20 protein-coding genes are annotated in these 16597 nt (G+C 69.1%); 9 read left to right on the top strand and 11 right to left on the bottom strand.

Annotation, left to right across the window (positions count from 1 at the left end; all coding sequences use genetic code 11):
- Positions 1-28 precede the first annotated feature (28 nt).
- Positions 29-805, top strand: a complete 777-nt coding sequence (locus tag ACFWF2_RS20210) for an ATP-grasp domain-containing protein (RefSeq protein ID WP_379308966.1) — start codon at positions 29-31, stop codon at positions 803-805.
- A 238-nt stretch (positions 806-1043) separates the two neighbouring features.
- Here ACFWF2_RS20210 and ACFWF2_RS20205 read toward each other — a convergent pair whose 3' ends face one another.
- The 4 genes from ACFWF2_RS20205 to ACFWF2_RS20190 all read right to left on the bottom strand — a co-directional run bounded on the left by ACFWF2_RS20205 (position 1044) and on the right by ACFWF2_RS20190 (position 2851).
- Positions 1044-1490: an SgcJ/EcaC family oxidoreductase gene (locus ACFWF2_RS20205; RefSeq protein WP_379308965.1), complete on the bottom strand. Its 447-nt coding sequence runs from the start codon at positions 1488-1490 to the stop codon at positions 1044-1046.
- A 125-nt stretch (positions 1491-1615) separates the two neighbouring features.
- On the bottom strand, positions 1616-2272 hold the full coding sequence (locus ACFWF2_RS20200; RefSeq protein WP_379308964.1) for a hypothetical protein: 657 nt from the start codon (positions 2270-2272) through the stop codon (positions 1616-1618).
- A 71-nt stretch (positions 2273-2343) separates the two neighbouring features.
- Complete coding sequence (locus ACFWF2_RS20195) at positions 2344-2526, bottom strand: hypothetical protein (protein WP_379308963.1); 183 nt, start codon at positions 2524-2526, stop codon at positions 2344-2346.
- 115 nt (positions 2527-2641) lie between these two features.
- Positions 2642-2851, bottom strand: coding sequence for a BldC family transcriptional regulator (locus tag ACFWF2_RS20190; protein ID WP_019049435.1), 210 nt, complete (start codon positions 2849-2851; stop codon positions 2642-2644).
- Between the two features lie 164 nt (positions 2852-3015).
- Between ACFWF2_RS20190 and ACFWF2_RS20185 the strand changes: the two genes are divergently transcribed.
- The 6 genes from ACFWF2_RS20185 (at position 3016) to ACFWF2_RS20160 (ending at position 6110) form a co-directional block, all read left to right on the top strand.
- A complete protein-coding gene (locus ACFWF2_RS20185) occupies positions 3016-3342 on the top strand; it encodes a DUF4229 domain-containing protein (RefSeq protein ID WP_379308962.1) in 327 nt (108 codons plus the stop codon).
- On the top strand, positions 3339-4424 hold the full coding sequence (locus tag ACFWF2_RS20180) for a PLP-dependent cysteine synthase family protein (protein WP_379308961.1): 1086 nt from the start codon (positions 3339-3341) through the stop codon (positions 4422-4424). The genes ACFWF2_RS20185 and ACFWF2_RS20180 overlap by 4 nt, the downstream gene beginning before the upstream one ends.
- A 104-nt stretch (positions 4425-4528) precedes the next feature.
- On the top strand, positions 4529-4798 hold the full coding sequence (locus tag ACFWF2_RS20175) for a dihydrofolate reductase family protein (RefSeq protein ID WP_379308960.1): 270 nt from the start codon (positions 4529-4531) through the stop codon (positions 4796-4798).
- Positions 4799-4854: 56 nt separating this feature from the next.
- A complete protein-coding gene (locus ACFWF2_RS20170) occupies positions 4855-5076 on the top strand; it encodes a helix-turn-helix domain-containing protein (RefSeq protein ID WP_189025545.1) in 222 nt (73 codons plus the stop codon).
- Positions 5076-5651 carry a Clp protease N-terminal domain-containing protein gene (locus tag ACFWF2_RS20165; protein WP_379308959.1) on the top strand — a complete coding sequence of 192 codons (576 nt, stop codon included), beginning with the start codon at positions 5076-5078 and terminating at the stop codon, positions 5649-5651. The genes ACFWF2_RS20170 and ACFWF2_RS20165 overlap by 1 nt, the downstream gene beginning before the upstream one ends.
- Positions 5652-5714: 63 nt before the next feature.
- A complete protein-coding gene (locus tag ACFWF2_RS20160; RefSeq protein ID WP_189025549.1) occupies positions 5715-6110 on the top strand; it encodes a phage holin family protein in 396 nt (131 codons plus the stop codon).
- Positions 6111-6149: 39 nt separating this feature from the next.
- Here the strand turns inward: ACFWF2_RS20160 and ACFWF2_RS20155 are convergent, their stop codons facing one another.
- Positions 6150-7019 (bottom strand): 1,4-dihydroxy-2-naphthoate polyprenyltransferase, encoded by an 870-nt coding sequence (locus tag ACFWF2_RS20155; RefSeq protein WP_379308958.1) that lies wholly within the window; start codon positions 7017-7019, stop codon positions 6150-6152.
- A gap of 28 nt (positions 7020-7047) precedes the next feature.
- Positions 7048-7506 carry an SRPBCC family protein gene (locus ACFWF2_RS20150; RefSeq protein WP_379308957.1) on the bottom strand — a complete coding sequence of 153 codons (459 nt, stop codon included), beginning with the start codon at positions 7504-7506 and terminating at the stop codon, positions 7048-7050.
- Between the two features lie 110 nt (positions 7507-7616).
- Between ACFWF2_RS20150 and ACFWF2_RS20145 the strand changes: the two genes are divergently transcribed.
- Positions 7617-11279 carry a BTAD domain-containing putative transcriptional regulator gene (locus ACFWF2_RS20145; protein ID WP_379308956.1) on the top strand — a complete coding sequence of 1221 codons (3663 nt, stop codon included), beginning with the start codon at positions 7617-7619 and terminating at the stop codon, positions 11277-11279.
- Positions 11280-11309: 30 nt separating this feature from the next.
- On the opposite strand, the gene ACFWF2_RS20140 is transcribed toward ACFWF2_RS20145, so the two are convergent.
- The 5 genes from ACFWF2_RS20140 to ACFWF2_RS20120 all read right to left on the bottom strand — a co-directional run bounded on the left by ACFWF2_RS20140 (position 11310) and on the right by ACFWF2_RS20120 (position 15899).
- Complete coding sequence (locus ACFWF2_RS20140; protein ID WP_379308955.1) at positions 11310-12134, bottom strand: ABC transporter permease; 825 nt, start codon at positions 12132-12134, stop codon at positions 11310-11312.
- Positions 12131-13117, bottom strand: a complete 987-nt coding sequence (locus tag ACFWF2_RS20135) for an ATP-binding cassette domain-containing protein (protein ID WP_379308954.1) — start codon at positions 13115-13117, stop codon at positions 12131-12133. The genes ACFWF2_RS20140 and ACFWF2_RS20135 overlap by 4 nt, the downstream gene beginning before the upstream one ends.
- A 66-nt stretch (positions 13118-13183) precedes the next feature.
- Complete coding sequence (gene menE, locus ACFWF2_RS20130) at positions 13184-14317, bottom strand: o-succinylbenzoate--CoA ligase (protein ID WP_189027369.1); 1134 nt, start codon at positions 14315-14317, stop codon at positions 13184-13186.
- A gap of 279 nt (positions 14318-14596) precedes the next feature.
- Positions 14597-14989, bottom strand: a complete 393-nt coding sequence (locus tag ACFWF2_RS20125) for a VOC family protein (RefSeq protein ID WP_379308953.1) — start codon at positions 14987-14989, stop codon at positions 14597-14599.
- Positions 14990-15005: 16 nt separating this feature from the next.
- The gene (locus ACFWF2_RS20120) at positions 15006-15899 is read right to left on the bottom strand and encodes a 1,4-dihydroxy-2-naphthoyl-CoA synthase (protein WP_316576188.1); all 894 of its coding nucleotides are present in this window, start codon (positions 15897-15899) and stop codon (positions 15006-15008) included.
- A gap of 141 nt (positions 15900-16040) precedes the next feature.
- Between ACFWF2_RS20120 and ACFWF2_RS20115 the strand changes: the two genes are divergently transcribed.
- On the top strand, positions 16041-16487 hold the full coding sequence (locus ACFWF2_RS20115) for a DUF6918 family protein (RefSeq protein ID WP_379308952.1): 447 nt from the start codon (positions 16041-16043) through the stop codon (positions 16485-16487).
- Positions 16488-16597: the final 110 nt, after the last annotated feature.

Below are 16597 nucleotides of genomic sequence, written 5' to 3'. Positions count from 1 at the left end.
GTTGCGGTCGCGCACGTAGCATCGGGCGATGCGACCGCTGTGGCTCATCGATCTGCACGAGGAATTCCCTGGCTCGGCCATTGTCGCGGCCACGCTCGATGATGCTCTGATCGTCGAGCCATATGACGTGATGATGGGGCGCTGGCCGGTTGTCGAGGAGGGGCGCGCGGTCGTCGGATACGGGACCATGCCGACGATGACGCGGCTGCGACGGGTGCCGCGGCTGGGTGAAGCGGTGTTCGACGACTACGCGACTTTGCGCTGCTCGTCGTACTACCGGCACGTGTACGACCTGCTCGGGCGTACGGCCGTGTTCGTGCCGTTCTCCGCGATTCCCGGTCTGCCGTTGCGGCGTATGTTCGGCAGTGAGCAGGTCTTCGTTCGGAGCGACACGAACTACAAGCTCTTCCCCGCGGGCGTGCATGCGGTCGCGGAGCTGGATCGCTTGGTCCAGTCCTATGTCGAGCACCGGGACGAGCTCGTCGTCGTGTCCGAGGTCGTGGCCTTCGAGCACGAGTACCGCTGCTTCTGCCGTAGCGGGCGTTTCTTCTGCGGAAGCTCGTATCCACTCGAGCCGTACCTCCCCGTGCCCGACCATGTACGCACCTTCGCGGAGACCGTGGCGGCGCGCATGCTCGCGCAAGGCTCCACCATGCTCACCGTCGACGTCGGCGTCGGCCCCGACGGCGCACTGCGCCTCGTCGAGCTCGGCGGCGTGAACAGCTGGGGCATCTACGGTTCGGACCTCACCGACTTCATCGCCGCGATGGAGGCCGAGGCACTCGCCCGCGCGGACTCGTCCTGAGCCGGACGGGGCACCGAGGTTGTCTATCGAGTCAGGATTGAGTCGATGGCCGCCTGATCGCGGCTGACCGGCTCGACGCATGGTTCGAGCCAGGCCGGTCTCGATCTCCGGTGGTCGGAATCGATCGCCGGCCAAGTTCGTTTCGTCGTCCGCACCGCCGATATTGCGACATGATCCGCAGCCGATTCCACGCTGATCCTCATCGTGAGTGGCTGCCTACTGCACTGATCGTCCGTGGTCAGGAGGTGGGGACGGGGGTGTTGTGGCGGGCTGCGGTCCACCAGCGGTTGTTCTCCTTGACCAGGACGTACAGGGCGACCATGGCGGGGGTGGTGTCGATCAGGGTGCCGTCGGCGGTGGTGGCGCGGGCTTCTTTGTGGGCGATGGCGACGTCGGGGCGAAGGAAGGTGATGTCGGTGACGTCGTAGCGGACGTGCTCGTCGGCGAGGAATCCCGCCAATCCGCGGCGGTTCGCGTCGAGCAGCGCGTCGCGCCCGGTGATCAGGGTGCCGATCGCGTTGCCGACCACCGCGTTCGCCAGGAATGGCGCGGTCATCAGTTCGGGGTCGTTGGTGTTGAACGCGGTCTGGGTGTCGGCGACGATCTGGCGGATCGCGGCGATGTCGGCGGTGTGATCCACGGTGTCGTCGTCGACGACCGGGGGCTGAATCATGTTCGTGCTCATGCGAAAGACGCTATTTGCTCAACCATGCTTGAGGTGAAGGGGGATATGGCGCACCTCATAGGGGCTCCAGAGACAACTGTGCCCGGATGCTCAGGTGAGCGTCCGGGCATCGGTCGGTGCTCGGATCAGCAGTAGTAGCAGATCTTGTTGGCCGGGAGTTCGACGTGGCAGTTGAGGCAGACGGGCTTGCGGACCGGTTCCGGCTTGGGAACGGTGACGCTGCGGCTGGACGAGGCCGCGGTGCGCTTGGGCTTGGTGGCCGCTTCGGCCGCTTCGGCGGTGGCCAGGTCCTGGGAGGTCTGGTGGCGCAGGGCCGCGACCTTGGGGGGAAGGGTGGGGAGGCCGCCGTCGGCGGGGAGGTCGGTGGCGTAGTGCTGGTAGCACTGCCAGCGGGCGGCGGCGGCGTGCATTTCCAGGTCGTCGGGGATGGGCAGGCCCGCGAGTTCGAGGATGTAGCGGTAGCCGGTGCCCACCGTCTGGTTCTTGCGCACGCACAGCGCGCTCAGCGGCGGCTCGTTGTTCTTGTGACAGTGCTCGGCGACCTTGTCCAGCACGACCGGCAGCCAGTGCTGCCACTTCACCTGCGTGCGGATCCCGGATTCCTCCTGGACCAGCTCGGCCAACTCGGTGTTGACGATGAAGTTGTTGAACCTGGTCGCGGTGTCGGCGAGCACCTCGTGTGCCGCGCGAGTCCACGCCGACCTGGCCTCGGTGAACGTCACGGCGCTGCCGTCGGCCGCGCGCCAGGTGGTCGGGATGGAACTCTGCTGCACATCGATCACCGGAATACGTTATCTACCCGGGTTTTTCGCGGTGCATCGGGGGTATGTGGGTAAGCTCACGCGCGCGAGCTCTACGGCTCGGACGGGCCGGAGTCGTCGCGGTGCTGCTTGCCGAGGCGCCAGAGGAATTCCGGATCGTCGTCGGGGCCGAGGATCGGTCTGCGCGGAGATGGGCCGGGCCTCTGGGGTCCGAACGCCTTCCAGCACAACACCGCGACGGCCGCGATTGCGATGAGGGCCAACAGGTACGTCACGTCGCTCACCTCCTGCTATCGAGGGTAGCCGTGTACGCGCCGTGTGCACATCCGCAACGGAAGGGAAATTTCCGGCAAACGCGAGCCCACTGCGGACTCGCGTCGGCCGGTCGGGTCAGCGGGGCGCTGCCTCGGTGGTGAGCGATTTGAGCAACTGCAGAACCTCGGACTCGCGGAATCGGCGATGTCCGCCCGGCGTGCGCAGCGAACCGAGCCTGCCCGCATGAGCCCACCGGGTGACGGTCTTGGGGTCTACGTGGAACATGGCGGCCACTTGGCCTGGTGTCAGCAGAGTGTCCTGGCCGCCGACGGTGATCGCAGTCATAGCTAACCTCTCCGTTCTCGACAGTTCCCTCATCAGATGGCGTCATCGTCGCACTGCGACCCCCACGTAGTCGAACCACCTACTTTTGGTAAAGGGGAAGTAATAGACAAAAGCCGCGAACGGGGCCGCATCGGCCCAGGCCGCGGCGGGGTTACGCTGTTGTCGTGAGTGAAGCAACTGGTCAGCAAGGTTCTGGCGCGGGGAAGCGGCTGGTCCGCAATCTGGCCCTCTACACGCTGGCCCGCCTCGGGCTCGTCGTGGTGATCGCCGCGGTGATCGTCGGTGTCGCCAAGCTCATCGGCGTCGAGGTGCCGATCATCGTCGCGGCGCTGTTCGCGCTGATCGTCGCGATGCCGCTGTCGCTGACCCTGTTCAAGAAGCTGCGCACGAAGGTCAACGAGGACATCGCCGTCGTCGACGCGCGCCGCCGCCAGGACAAGGCGCAGCTGCGGGCCCGATTGCGGGGTGACGACGACGGGTCCGCCGCGTGAAATACCTCGACCGCAGCGCCCCGCGTGACTGGGTGGACAATGCCGTCCGGCTGATCGACGCCGACTCCCAGCGTTCCGCCGACACCCACCTCCTGCGGTATCCGCTGCCCGCCGACTGGCCGGTGCAGCTCTACCTCAAGGACGAGTCCACCCACATCACCGGCAGCCTCAAGCACCGGCTGGCACGCTCGCTGTTCCTGTACGCGATCTGCAACGGGTGGGTCACCGAGGGCACGACCGTGGTCGAGGCGTCGTCGGGGTCGACGGCGGTGAGCGAGGCCTATTTCGCGAAGCTGCTCGGCCTGGATTTCGTCGCGGTGATGCCGGCGAGCACGTCGCCGCAGAAGGTCGCGCTGATCGAAGCCCAGGGCGGCCGTTGTCATTTCGTGGAGCGGGCGCCGGAGATGTACACCGAGGCCAAGCGCCTCGCCGCCGAGACCGGCGGGCATTTCATGGACCAGTTCACTCACGCCGAGCGCGCCACCGACTGGCGCGGCAACAACAACATCGCCGAATCCATCTTCGAGCAGCTGGCGCTGGAGACCCACCCGGTGCCGGAGTGGATCGTGGTCGGCGCAGGCACCGGCGGCACCAGCGCCACTATCGGCCGCTACATCCGTTACCGCAGGCACGCGACGCGCCTGGCCGTCGTCGACCCCGAGTACTCGGCGTTCTTCGGCGGTTACGAGACCGGTGACGCGGGCTACGAGACCGGAATGCCGTCGCGGATCGAGGGAATCGGCCGTCCGCGGGTCGAGCCGTCCTTCGTCGGGCAGGTGGTCGACCGGATGATCGTCGTGCCGGACGCGTCCTCGGTCGCCACCGCGCGCCACGCCAGCACCGTCCTCGGCCGTCGCGTCGGCGGCTCGACCGGCACCAATCTGTGGGGCGCTTTCCACCTCGTGTCCGAACTGCTGAGCGAGGGCCGCAGCGGCAGCATCGTCACCCTGCTGTGCGACGGCGGTGACCGCTACGCGGGCACCTATTTCGACGACGCCTGGGTCGACAGCCAGAACCTCGACCTGACCGGTCCGACCGCTGTCCTCACCGAATTCGCCGCGACAGGTCGCTGGAACGGCTGATTCTCGCCGGCGAAACCTGACCGGGGCTGTCAGGTTTCGCTGTCAGGATCGGTCTCTATGACGACCCGCCCCACCGTGAGCTGCCCGAGTTGCCCGGGGCGAACGTGCGTTTCGTCGCGGGTGAGGTCGCGGCGGTGCACGAACAGATGGTCGCCGCCGCCGCTGGACGCGACATCTGGATCGTCGGCGGCGGCGACCTCGCCGGACAGTTCGCCGATGCCGGACTGCTCGACGAGGTGATTGTCGGCATCACCCCGGTGACTCTCGGTGGCGGCGCGCCCCTGCTGCCGCGCCGCATTCTCGCCGATCGGATGCGCCTGGTCGACGTCGAGCGCATGGGTCAATTCGCCAAACTCGTCTACCGATTGAGCTGACGTCTGGCGTCAATTTTTGTTGACAAACCTCGGGGTCGTCAACCAAAATTGACGCCATGACCGATGCAACAACGCTCGCCTCGGCGGCGGGGAATCCCGATCCGGCGGTCGGTCTGCGCGCGGTGCTCGCCCTGCGCAGGCTGGCCGACCGGCTCGAATCCATCCAGGTGGCCAATGCCAGGGCCAACGGCTGGTCGTGGCAGGCGATTGCCGAAGCGCTCGAGGTCAGCAAGCAGGCGGTGCATCAGAAACACAATCGGAAGGGCGGAACCCGCTGATGTTCGAGAAATTCACGCGCCATGCCAGAGTGGCGGTGGTGAGCGCCCAGGACGACGCCAAGGAGCTGGGCGCCAAGCAGATCGGGCCGGAGCATGTGCTGCTCGGCGTGGTGGCCAACGCCGAACCCGGCCTGCGCGCGGTGCTCGACGCCCGCGGCATCACCGCCGACGGTGTGCGCACCGCTCTCGCCGAACGCGCGAGCGTGACGCCGCTCGGCGCCGACGACGCCGAGGCGCTGCGCTCGATCGGCATCGACCTGGATGCGGTGCAGGCCAGCATCGCCGAGAACTTCGGCCCGAAGGCTTGGGATCGGGCCGAACCGGAGGTCAAGCGCGGCGTCTTCGGCCGGCTGCTCGGCGCGGGGCACATCCCGTTCACCGGCACGGCCAAGAAGACGCTCGAACTCGCCCTGCGCGAGGCGATTCACCGCAAGGAGCGTGAGATCTCCACGGCCTACCTGCTGCTCGGGATCCTGCGCGCTGCCGACCCGGCCACCACCGACCTGCTCGGCGGCCGCGAGGGAGCCTCCGCACTGCGCACCGACATCTACGGGATGCTCGACCGCGCGGCGTGAATTCCGTGTCGGGTGTGTGTCAGTCTCGCCGCATTGTCCGATTTCGCGCCTAGCATTGCGCGTATGCAGCTAGCAATACGGTTGGTCATCAACGCCATAGCCATCTGGGCCGCGGCCGCGTGGATCGACAAGATCGATATCTACGTGCCGCCAGAGTGGTCGTCCGAGTGGGGGAACTGGGGTAAGGCGCTGGTCCTGCTCATCGTCGCCCTCGTGTTCACGGGGGTCAACGCCGTGATCAAGCCGATCGTGAAGCTCCTGTCGCTGCCGTTCGTGATCCTCACGCTCGGCCTGTTCCTGCTGCTGGTGAACGCGGCGATGCTGTGGCTCACCGCCAAGATCACCGAGATCACCGACTACGGCCTGCGCGTCGACGGCTTCTGGGCAGCCCTGTGGGGTGGTGTGATCATCACGCTGGTCAACTGGGTACTGGGCATCCTGGTACCGGACGGCGACTAGCAGGCTCTGCTCGGGCTCCGCTGAAGTGCCGGACGGCGACTAGCCGAGTCCGACGGCCAGCGCGCTCAGCGCCGACCAGGCCAGCAGCGCCAGCCCGGAATCGCGCAGGGCGGGAATCAGTTCCAGCCCGCCCTTGCCCGTACGCACGGGGGCGTTGGCCCGGATCGCCAGCGGCAACGCCAGCAGTCCGGCCAGCGCCAACGGCGTGCGGGCGATCAGCGCGAGGCTGATCACAAACGGCGCGGCGAGCAGCACCAGATGCAGGGTTCGGGTGCGCGCGTCGCCGAGTTTCACCGCCAGGGTGACCTTCCCGGCTTCGGTGTCGGTGGGGATGTCACGCAGGTTGTTGGCCACCAGCACCGCGCTGGAGAACGCGCCGACCCCGATCGCCAGCAGCAGCCCGACCCAGTCGACCCGCAGTGCCTGCACGTACTGGGTGCCGAGCACCGCGATCAGACCGAAGAACACGAACACCGCGATCTCACCGAAACCGCTGTAGCCGTAGGGCTTGCTGCCGCCGGTGTAGAACCAGGCGCCCGCCAGGCACAGCGCGCCGACGAGTACCAGCCACCACGCGGTCGTGACGGCCAGCACGAGCCCGGCGACCGCGCCGATCGCCAGGCTCAGCACGGCGGCATTGCGGACGGCGGTGGGGGAGGCCAGTTTCGAGCCGACCAGCCGCAGCGGGCCGACCCGCACGTCGTCGGTGCCGCGGATGCCGTCGGAGTAATCGTTGGCGTAGTTCACCCCGACGATCAGTGCCAGCGAAACCAGCAGCGCCAGTATCGCTTTCCACCAGACGGCCCCGTCGATCGATGCGGCGGCGCCGGTACCCGCGAGTACCGGCGCGATCGCGTTGGGCAGCGTCCGCGGCCGGGCGCCCTCGATCCATTCCGCTGCTGTAGCCATGGATCGAAGCCTAGCCCCGGCGGAGGTACTAGGCGGATTCGGCGATCGTCTTGAGGCGGGCCAGGCCCTTGTCGAAGTCCTTGCCGATCAGATTGTCGATCGGGAAGACCTTGCCGAGCACGCCCATCATGCCCGAATGCTTTCCGGTCATCTGCCAGGTCACCTCGGTGCCGCCCGCCTTCGGAGCGAGGCTGAAGGTGACGAAGTTGGTGGCCTTGAACGGCTTCTCGAAGGCCAGCTCGATGCCGATCTCACGCTCGGCGTCGGCCTTGATCTCCATCGCGCCGGCACCGGCCTTGCGATTGCCGCGCCAGGTGTAGCGTGCGCCGACGCCGGATTCGGGCCCGGTGTAGGTGCGCGCGAGCTGCGGATCGGAATCCTCCCAGGGCGACCACAGTCGCCACTGGCGGAAGTTGTCGATGAAGCCGTGGATGCGTGCGGGTTCGGCGGCAATGGTTGTGCGCCGGGTCACCTCGAAGTCGCCCATGCGCGTCAGCCTAAGCCGACGTACCGACAATTTCGCGGCGTGCGTCCGTGGTGTCGCGTCCCGCGGGAAACGGGAGCTCGTCGCCGCGCTCGCCTACGATGTCTTGCGGCATGTCTGCACAGCATCTCGGCCCGGACGGGCCACCTCCCACCGTCGCGGTGGTCGCCTCCCCCCTCGTCGTGGGGGTGCTCGGCGTGATCGCGATCCGGCGTGACGGCGCCCTGCTCGCGCTGCCGGGCGCCCGGGCGCGTTTGCTGCTCGCGGCACTCGCCGTGCGACCTGGCCGGGCCCGCAGCGCACAGTCGCTGGTCGACGAGGTCTGGGGTGATCAGCCGCCGCGCGCCCCGATGAACGCCCTGCACACGCAGGTCTCCCGGCTGCGCGCCCTGCTGCCCGACGGCGCGCTGGAGATCGGCCCCGCCGGCTATCGGCTGACCCTGCCCGCCGACAGCGTCGACCTGACCGCGGTCACCGCACTGGCCCGCCGAGCGGACGACCTCCTCGCGACCGGAGAGACCACGGCGAGCCTCGCCGCGATCGCCGCGGCCCGGGCGATGTGGCGCGGCGATCCGGGCGCCGACCTCCCCGATTCCGGCCCCGCCGACGACCTGCGCGCCGCCGCCGGTCAGCTACATCGCGATCTGGACCGCACCGAACTCGCCGCCCACACCCACCGCGGCGACTTCTCCGCCGCGATCCCACTGGCCGCCGCCGGAGCCGCGGCCCACCCTTTGGACGAGTCCGCCCACACCACACTCATCCGCCTGCTCGCCGCCGCGGGCCGCTCCGGCGACGCGCTGGAAACCTTCGCCGCCTACCGACTGCGCCTGATCGAAGAACTCGGCGCCGACCCTGGCCCGACCTTGCTCGCCCTCAACACCGCTGTGCTCCGGGGCGAACCGATCGAACTCCCGGGCGTCCGATCTGCCCCGCATCGTGCGGTCGAGTCGCGCCCCTCTGCGGATCGTTCGGCCGAGGTCCACCCCTCCCCACACGGTGTCGCGGGTTCATCGACCACCGATCGGGGCGTTCGCGGTGGCAACGGTCAGGGGCCGGATGCTGTCGACAGTGCGGCGTCCGGTTCCCCCGCGCTCGCGGAGCCGGCACGAGGTCCGCAGGCGAGTGTTGCGGGCCGAGCCCGTAATCCGGCGTCGGGCAGGCCGGATGCCACGGCCGACGGCCGGCCCACGCCACCCGCCGCATCGGACAGCGCCGGTGATCCGTTCGATCGGCCGAACGGGCAACAGCACAACCGCCCGTCCACCGCGGTCGGTCTCCGCGCCGCGCCCAACGAATTGCTCGGTCGCGCCGCCGATCTCGACGCGATCGCCGAACTCGTGCACCGCTCGCGGGTGACCACCGTGCTCGGCCCCGGCGGCACCGGCAAGACCCGGGTGGCCAACGCGGTCGGCGAACGGCTCACCGGCATGCTGCCGGTGGTGCTGGTCGAGCTGGCGCCGGTGCAGGCCGAAGCGGCGGGGTCGAAGACGCGCGTCGAGATCGAGGCGGCGATCGGGCACGTGATGGGGCTTGGCGAGGTGATGCGCGAGCCGGGTGGACTGCGTCTTGCCCGGCAGGTCGACGCGCGCAGACGGTTACGCGAGGCGCTCGACGCACGCCCGATGCTGCTGATCCTGGACAACTGCGAGCACGTGATCGAGTCGGCCGCCGAGCTGGTCGCCGATCTGGTCGGCAGCTGCGGCCAGCTGACCGTTCTCACCACCAGCCGGTCGCCGTTGGCGATCACCGCCGAATCGGTCTATCCGCTGGCGCCGCTGGCTGTCGACGCGGCGGGCTCGCCCGCGACGGACCTGTTCGCGGCGCGTGCGCGCGCGGTGCGGCCCGACGCGCGACTCGACCCCGACATCGTGGCCCGGCTGTGCCGCACCCTCGACGGCTTGCCGTTGGCGATCGAACTGGCCGCGGCGCGGGTCCGCACGATGAGCGTCGCCGAGATCGAGTCCAGGCTCGAACATCGATTCGCGTTGCTGCGCAGCGGCGATCGCGCCGCGCCGCAGCGGCATCGGACGCTGCACGCGGTGATCGCCTGGAGCTGGAACCTGCTCGATCCCGACCAGCAGGTCGTGCTGCGCAGACTGTCGCGGTTCCCGGCCGGATTCACCCTGGCCGCGGCGGAAGTCGTCGCGGCGGGAGACGACGTCGCCGCGGCGATCGACGGCCTGGTCGGCCAGTCGCTGCTCACCGTCCTCGACGACCCCGACGGCACCGGCATCCGCTACCGCATGCTCGAGACGGTGCGCGAGTTCGGCGCCGAACAGCTCGCGGCCGTCGACGCCGCGACAGGGGACGCCGAGACCGCGCTGGTACGTGACCGGATGGCCAGATGGGCACGGGAATTCGCGACCGATGCCGTCCGCGATTATCGCGCGGGCCACCAGGTGCCGATGGTGCTGGCGGTGACCGCCGAGCTCGACAATCTGGTCGCGATCCTGCGCACGGCCACCGCGCACGGCGACGCGAACACCGTGTACACGGTGTTCCCGGTGACCGCGACGGTGTGGGTGATGCGAGGCGCGCACCTGGAGTTCATCGGCTGGGCGGTGCTCCTGGTCGCGATCGCGCCCCCGGCGCCGGTGTCGAGCGAGGACGTCGACCTCCAGATGGTCACGCACATGCTGACCTGCCTGCACCTGATGTTCCACAGCGGCGGCGACATGCGACCGGTCGCGCTGGCCCGGCTGCGGGCCCGGCGGCTGCTCGCCCACCCCGGCCTCGACCCAGCTCTGCGTCTGCTCGGCAGGCTGATCACCGCGCGGCCCGACGGCTTCCGCATCGGCCGGTTGTTCGCCGACGGCGTCCGCTCGGCGGACCCGACCGAGCGGGTCGCCGCCCTGGTCGGCCGTGCCAACTTCTGGGAGAACGCGGGCAACGTGCCAGGCTCGGTCCGCGACTCGCTACGCGCGCTGGCCGATCTGGAGACCGGGGACGTCTGGGGTACATCGATGGTGTACCAGCACCTCGCCCAGCTGTCCGGCCAGTCCGCCCGCTACGACGAGGCGGTGACGTACTACCGCAGGGCGCTGGAGCAGATGCACCGCTTGCGCGTCCACGACGAGATCCTGGAGAGCCGGTGCTTCCTGGTCGCCGTCCTGCTCGGCAGCGGCCGCCGCGAAGAGGCGCGGGCGGAACTGGCATTGGTCCTGCGTTCCGACGCTGCGGGGGTGGGCCAGGTCGACGACCCCACCGTCCGCCGCAATCACCGGCTCTCGACCGTCGCGGCCGCGGTGGCCGAACTGGAACTGGCCGACGGCGACGTCGACGCCGGGCTCCGGCATTACCACCGGGCGCTCGATCTGCTCGGCTGGCCCGAGTTCGAACTCAGTCCCGGCCCCGGCGCGATGATGGTGTCGGCCGCCGCGGTCGGCGCCCACGTGCTGCACGGGAGAGCCGACGCCGCCGCCGAGCTGGTGGCCCAGATCGTCGCGACGACCGAGCAACGCTCGTCGCAGTACCTCGACCTGCCGCAGATCGGCGCGGTCGCCTGCGCTGTCGGTTCCTACCTGCTGGCGACCGATCCCGGTCGGCCGGAAGGGCTCGAACTGCTCACCCTCGCGGCCTCGTCGGTGGCCAGACAGGACTCTCCGTCGATGGAGCTGGCCCGCCACCTCGCGATGCACCGGGGCGTGGTGGGCGATGTCGCCGCGGCGCAAGCTGCGCACCGTGCCGCGGGTGTGCGCCGGCTCGCCGCCGCCACCCGCATCGTCGAGATCGTCAGCCAGCTGGACGGACACGGCAACGGCACCCGACCCTGACGGATCGGATGCCGTTGCGGTAGCGCGGGTTCAGGCCCGGCGCATGTAGGCGCGCACGGTGAGCGGCGCGAAGACCGCGACCACCACGAGCGAACCGATCAGCGACCACACCAGGTCGCTGCTGTAGACATTGGCGTTCATCAGGTCACGGCAGGTATTGACCATGTAGTACACCGGATTGGCGTGGTTGATCGCCTGCATCCAGCCCGGCATGGTGCTCACCGGGGCGAAGGCGCCGGACATGAACGTCAGCGGGAACATCACCATCATCGAGACGCCCTGCACAGAGGCGGCGCTCTTGCCGGTGACGCCGACCAGCGCCCACACCCAGCTGATCGCGAACGAGCAGACCACGACCACCAGGCAGGCCGCGATGACGCCGGCGAAACCGCCGCCGGGGCGGTAGCCGAGGCACAGTCCGACGATGATCGTCAGCGTGGAGGCGATGCCGTAGCGCACCATGTCGGCCAGCAGCGCGCCGGCCAGGGCCGAAACCCGGGCGATGGGCAGGGATTTGAAGCGGTCGAACACGCCCTTGTCCATGTCCTCGCGCAGCTGGGTGCCGGTGACCACCGAGGTGAGCACGACGGTCTGCACGAGGATGCCGGGGATGAGCACGGGCAGGTAGCTGTCGACGCTGCCCGAGATCGCGCCGCCGAAGATATAGGTGAACAGCGCGGTGAACAGGATCGGCTGCACTGTCACGTCGAAGAGCTGCTCGGGATTGTGCTTGATCTTGAGCAGACCGCGATAGGCCATGGTGAACGAGGTGGAGATCGTCTCGCGCAGCCCCACCCGATCGCTGACCTGGGCGATGTCGTCGGTGTGCGCGGGAGCGGTGAGGACTGCGGTCATGCCGCGCTCCGTTCGGTGTCGTCGGATTCGTCGGCCGGGTGGCCGGTGATGGTGAGGAAGACCTCGTCGAGGGTCGGCTTGGAGACGGTGATCTCCTCGACGCCGATCTCCCAGTCACGCAGGCGGATCAGCAGGTCGGCGGTGAGGTTGGGGTCGGGCAGCGGCGCGGTGAGCTTGCCCGCCTCCGGGCTGATCTGGGCGGTGACGCCGAGGAAGTCGCCGACGATGCGGCGGGCCTCGTCGAGTTGCTCGCGATCGAGCAGCGTCAGGTGCACCGAGGAGCCGCCGATGGAGGCCTTGAGCTCGTCGGCGGTGCCGTCGGCGATCACCCGGCCGTGGTCGATCACCGCGATCCGGTCGGCCAGCTGGTCGGCCTCGTCGAGGTACTGGGTGGTGAGCAGCACGGTCGCGCCCTCGGTGACCAGCCTGCGGATGGTGTCCCACATCTGGGCGCGGGTGCGCGGGTCGAGGCCGGTGGTCGGTTCGTCGAGGAACAGCAGTGGCGGGGTGGAGATGAGGCTGGCCGCGAGGTCAAGGCGCCTGCGCATGCCGCCGGAGAAGTTCTTGAGCGGCTTGTTCGCCGCCTCGGTGAGGTCGAACTCTTCCAGCAGTTCGGCGGCCCTGCGGCGGGCGCCGGGCCTGCTCAGCCCGAGCAGCCGCGCGAAGATGATCAGGTTCTCGGTGGCGGAGAGCATCTCGTCGACCGACGCGTACTGGCCGGTGACACCGATCAGCGAGCGCACCGCGTTGGGTCGCTCGACGACGTCGTGGCCGAAGATCCGCGCGCTACCCCCGTCGGGACGCAGCAGGGTCGCGAGCATCTTGATGGTCGTCGTCTTGCCCGCGCCGTTCGGTCCGAGCACCCCGTAGACCGAGCCGCGCGGCACCGCCAGGCTCACCCCGTCCACGGCGCGCTGATTGCCGAACACCTTGACCAGACCGTCCGCCTCGACGGCGAGCGCTGAAGTGGGTGTGTATGTCATGTGACCTACGGTGCCCGGCCCGCCTTGCACGGCCCTTGCGTCGCGATGGCGTGAGCCACGCAAGCGTCAGTGTGTGGTGTTGGCCAGCAGGTGTTCGCGCAGGGCGGCACGGTCGGGCTTGCCCGGTCCACGCAGCGGGATCTCGGTCAGGACGGCCAGCTCACGCGGCGCCGCGATCGAATCGAGCTCGGCGACGACATGGGCGCGGATCTCGTCCAGCGTCGGCGCGGCACCGGGTGCGGGCACGATCGCGACCGCGACCCGCTGACCGAGCCGCTCGTCGGGCAGGCCGAGCACGATGCACTCCCTGATCCCGGGGTGATTGGCCAGCACGGCCTCCACCACCTGCGGAATCACCAGCAGACCGCCGGTCATGATCGCCTCGTCGAGGCGGCCGGTGATCGAGAGCACGCCGTCCTCATACGTGCCGGCGTCCTCGGTACGGAACCAGCCGGGTTCGGCGAAAGCGGGGTGGTCGGGCAGATTGCGGTAGCCGCGGGCGATCATCGCGCCGCCGAGCAGCACCCGGCCGTCCTCGATCCGCACCTCGGTGCCGTCGAGCGGCACGCCCTCGTAGACGCACCCGCCGCAGGTCTCGCTCATCCCGTAGGTACGGACGACGGTGATGCCCGCGTCGAGCGCACGTTCGTAGACGGGCAACGGCGTCGCCGCCCCGCCGACGAGCACGCCGTCGAGCTCGGCCAGCGCCTTGGCCGCCACCGGCGAATCCAGCGACTTGATCAGCTGCGTCGGCACCAGCGCGGTGTAGCGGCGCGGCCCGCGCATCGCGGCGACCGCGCCGGCCAGTGCCTCGGGCAGGAACCCGCCCGACACGTCGAGCACGGTCGGCTCGGTGCCGGCCAGGATGCTGCGCAGCAGTACCTGGATGCCCGCGATGTGGTGGGTCGGCAGCGCCAGCAGCCAGCTGCCGGGTCCGCCGAGCCGGTCGTGGGTGGCATTGCCGCTGGCCCGCAGGGCTTCGGCGCCGAGCAGCGCGCCCTTGGGGATGCCGGTGGTGCCGGAGGTGGTCACCACCAGTGCGACGTCGTCGTCGATCGGATCGCCCGGCTTCAGCGCGTCGGAGAGCCTGCGCGCCTCGCGGCGATCGGTGGTCGGAATCGGCAGCCACGCCGGGCCGTTGCCGTCGAGCGCCTGACGCAGATGGGGAAGCACTTCGCCGACACCGGAACCGGTCGGCATCTGCAGCGTCCGCAGGGTTCTGCTCACGCCACCACCTCCCGATACAGCTTGTTGCGCTCCCTCACGGCTTCGATCGTGTCATGCGACCGACAAGACCCGGCCAACGGGTCGGTTTGCCGGGAAACGGTTCGCCAAAAGGCAGGCATAGCGACTGCGATTCAGTAGATGGACGACAACTCGCACTGCGGTCCGGACGACGGCGGTCGGGCGCTTGCTCGCAGCTATCGTGCGCGGCCGGACCCGGATCGGCAACTCGGGTCCGCCGCGACAGCCACTCGCTCACTCCGCCGACCAGCGCGGATCCCGCCGGATCGGGTGTTCGGCGGGAACCTGTACCAGCACGATCGCCACACCGTCCGGGTCACGCACCCACATCTCCCACAGTCCCCATGGTTCGAGCACCGGCGCGCGCTCGATCGCAATTCCCTTCAGCGCCAACTCCGCCGCCGCGTCGGCCACATCGCGCACCTGCAGCCAGATCGCGCCGTCGAAGCGGCCCGGCTCCCCGCTGCCGCCGTGTCCGGCGACCTCGAGCAGTCCCTGCCCCGCGTAGAACACCGTGCCGCCCGGGTACTCCCGCGCGATCGCCAGCCCGAGGCTGTCCCGGTAAAACGCCAGCGTGGTGGCATAGTCGCTGGGCCGCACGATGATCCGGCTGTTGAGAATTTCCATGGACCTGCCCGTCTACTCAGAAGTACCAGGGGTAGGGAGCCCAGTCGGGCTTGCGCTTCTCCAGGAACGCGTCGCGGCCCTCGACCGCTTCGTCGGTCATGTACGCCATCCTGGTCGCCTCGCCCGCGAAGAGCTGCTGACCGACCAGGCCGTCGTCGAGCAGGTTGAACGCGTACTTCAGCATCCGTTGGGCCTGCGGCGATTTGCCGTTGATGTCGGCGGTCCACTCCAGCGCGACGTTCTCCAGCTCGTCGTGGTCGACGACCTTGTTCACCGCGCCCATCTGGTGCATCTCCTCGGCCGTGTACGGCCTGCCGAGGAAGAAGATCTCGCGGGCGAACTTCTGCCCGACCATCTTCGCCAGATACGCGCTGCCGTAACCGCCGTCGAACGAGCCGACGTCGGCGTCGGTCTGCTTGAACCGCGCGTGCTCGCGCGAGGCCAGCGTCAGATCGCAGACCACGTGCAGGCTGTGCCCGCCACCCGCCGCCCAGCCGTTGACCAGCGCGATGACGACCTTGGGCATGAACCGGATCAGCCGCTGCACCTCGAGGATGTGCAGCCTGCCCGCGCGCGCGGTGTCGACGGTGTCGGCGGTCTCGCCGTCGGCGTACTGGTAGCCGTTGCGGCCGCGAATGCGCTGGTCACCGCCGGAGCAGAAGGCCCAGCCGCCGTCCTTGGGGCTCGGTCCGTTGCCGGTGAGCAGCACCGCGCCGACATCCGGCGACATCCGCGCGTGATCGAGCGCGCGGTAGAGCTCGTCGACGGTGTGCGGGCGGAACGCGTTGCGCACCTCCGGCCGGTCGAACGCCACCCGCACCGTGCCCTGCTCGATATGTCGGTGGTAGGTGATGTCGGTCAGGTCCTCGAACCCGGGGACGGGCCGCCACAGCTTCGGATCGAAAGTCACGACCACGATTATTGCCCTATCGCCCGGCGGACCGGTACGAGGTCGTAACACCGCAGCTCGAGCCGTCATCGCGTGTTTCGCGCACCCGGTGCGTATAGTTGCGGCTGCTCGTTCAACGAACCGATCCGGAGGAACCTGAAAGTGGTTGCAGCGCTGTCTGAATCCCTGCTCGACGAGACCAAGCGTCCGGCTTTCCTTGCCGACGCCGTCGAGGTTCTCGACGCCGAGGTCTCGGACAAAGGTGGTGCGTCCGGCCTGGCGGTGAAGGGTGGCTACGCGGCGGTCAAGAAGATCAGCCCGACCATCGTTCCCGACGCGCTGGCCTCGCTGGCGCCGAAGCTGCTCGACCAGCTCCAGCCGTACTGGGCCGAATTCGCCGCCTCGGGTGCCGGCACCTTCGCCGACCTGCTGACCGCGAAGTCCGACGAGGTCGCCGAGTCGCTGCTGGCCGTGACCGACGCCCGCGCCGAGTCGTCGAGTCGTCCCGCCCTGCAGAAGGTGTACTCCTCCATGCGTGGGTCGGCCAAGAAGCACGTCGTCGAGGCTCTGCCGCGCGTGGGCGACCTGGTGCAGAAGCACGCGGGCTGAGTCCCATGGCGGGGTAGCCCCCGCGAGTTTGTCTCGTGAGGCCGGTGCGGTTCGGTGTTTACCCGAACCGCACCGGCCGTTCGCGTGCCCGTGTGTCCACACTCACGGAA

It is taken from the genome of Nocardia sp. NPDC060259, assembly GCF_042728775.1.
Classification (GTDB): Bacteria; Actinomycetota; Actinomycetes; order Mycobacteriales; family Mycobacteriaceae; genus Nocardia.
Note: the sequence above shows the minus strand (reverse complement) of the source record. Positions and strands in the feature narration are given on the sequence as shown.

Bases quoted from the DNA above. Each gene is read 5' to 3' on its own strand.
- ACFWF2_RS20205 (WP_379308965.1), bottom strand. From the start codon at position 1,490: ATGAGCACGAACATGATTCAGCCCCCGGTCGTCGACGACGACACCGTG.
- ACFWF2_RS20155 (WP_379308958.1), bottom strand. From the start codon at position 7,019: ATGGCTACAGCAGCGGAATGGATCGAGGGCGCCCGGCCGCGGACGCTG.
- ACFWF2_RS20190 (WP_019049435.1), bottom strand. From the start codon at position 2,851: ATGACTGCGATCACCGTCGGCGGCCAGGACACTCTGCTGACACCAGGC.
- ACFWF2_RS20170 (WP_189025545.1), top strand. From the start codon at position 4,855: ATGACCGATGCAACAACGCTCGCCTCGGCGGCGGGGAATCCCGATCCG.
- ACFWF2_RS20160 (WP_189025549.1), top strand. From the start codon at position 5,715: ATGCAGCTAGCAATACGGTTGGTCATCAACGCCATAGCCATCTGGGCC.
- ACFWF2_RS20210 (WP_379308966.1), top strand. From the start codon at position 29: ATGCGACCGCTGTGGCTCATCGATCTGCACGAGGAATTCCCTGGCTCG.
- ACFWF2_RS20165 (WP_379308959.1), top strand. From the start codon at position 5,076: ATGTTCGAGAAATTCACGCGCCATGCCAGAGTGGCGGTGGTGAGCGCC.
- ACFWF2_RS20145 (WP_379308956.1), top strand. From the start codon at position 7,617: ATGTCTGCACAGCATCTCGGCCCGGACGGGCCACCTCCCACCGTCGCG.
- ACFWF2_RS20150 (WP_379308957.1), bottom strand. From the start codon at position 7,506: ATGGGCGACTTCGAGGTGACCCGGCGCACAACCATTGCCGCCGAACCC.
- ACFWF2_RS20125 (WP_379308953.1), bottom strand. From the start codon at position 14,989: ATGGAAATTCTCAACAGCCGGATCATCGTGCGGCCCAGCGACTATGCC.
- ACFWF2_RS20135 (WP_379308954.1), bottom strand. From the start codon at position 13,117: ATGACATACACACCCACTTCAGCGCTCGCCGTCGAGGCGGACGGTCTG.
- menE (WP_189027369.1), bottom strand. From the start codon at position 14,317: ATGCCGACCGGTTCCGGTGTCGGCGAAGTGCTTCCCCATCTGCGTCAG.
- ACFWF2_RS20140 (WP_379308955.1), bottom strand. From the start codon at position 12,134: ATGACCGCAGTCCTCACCGCTCCCGCGCACACCGACGACATCGCCCAG.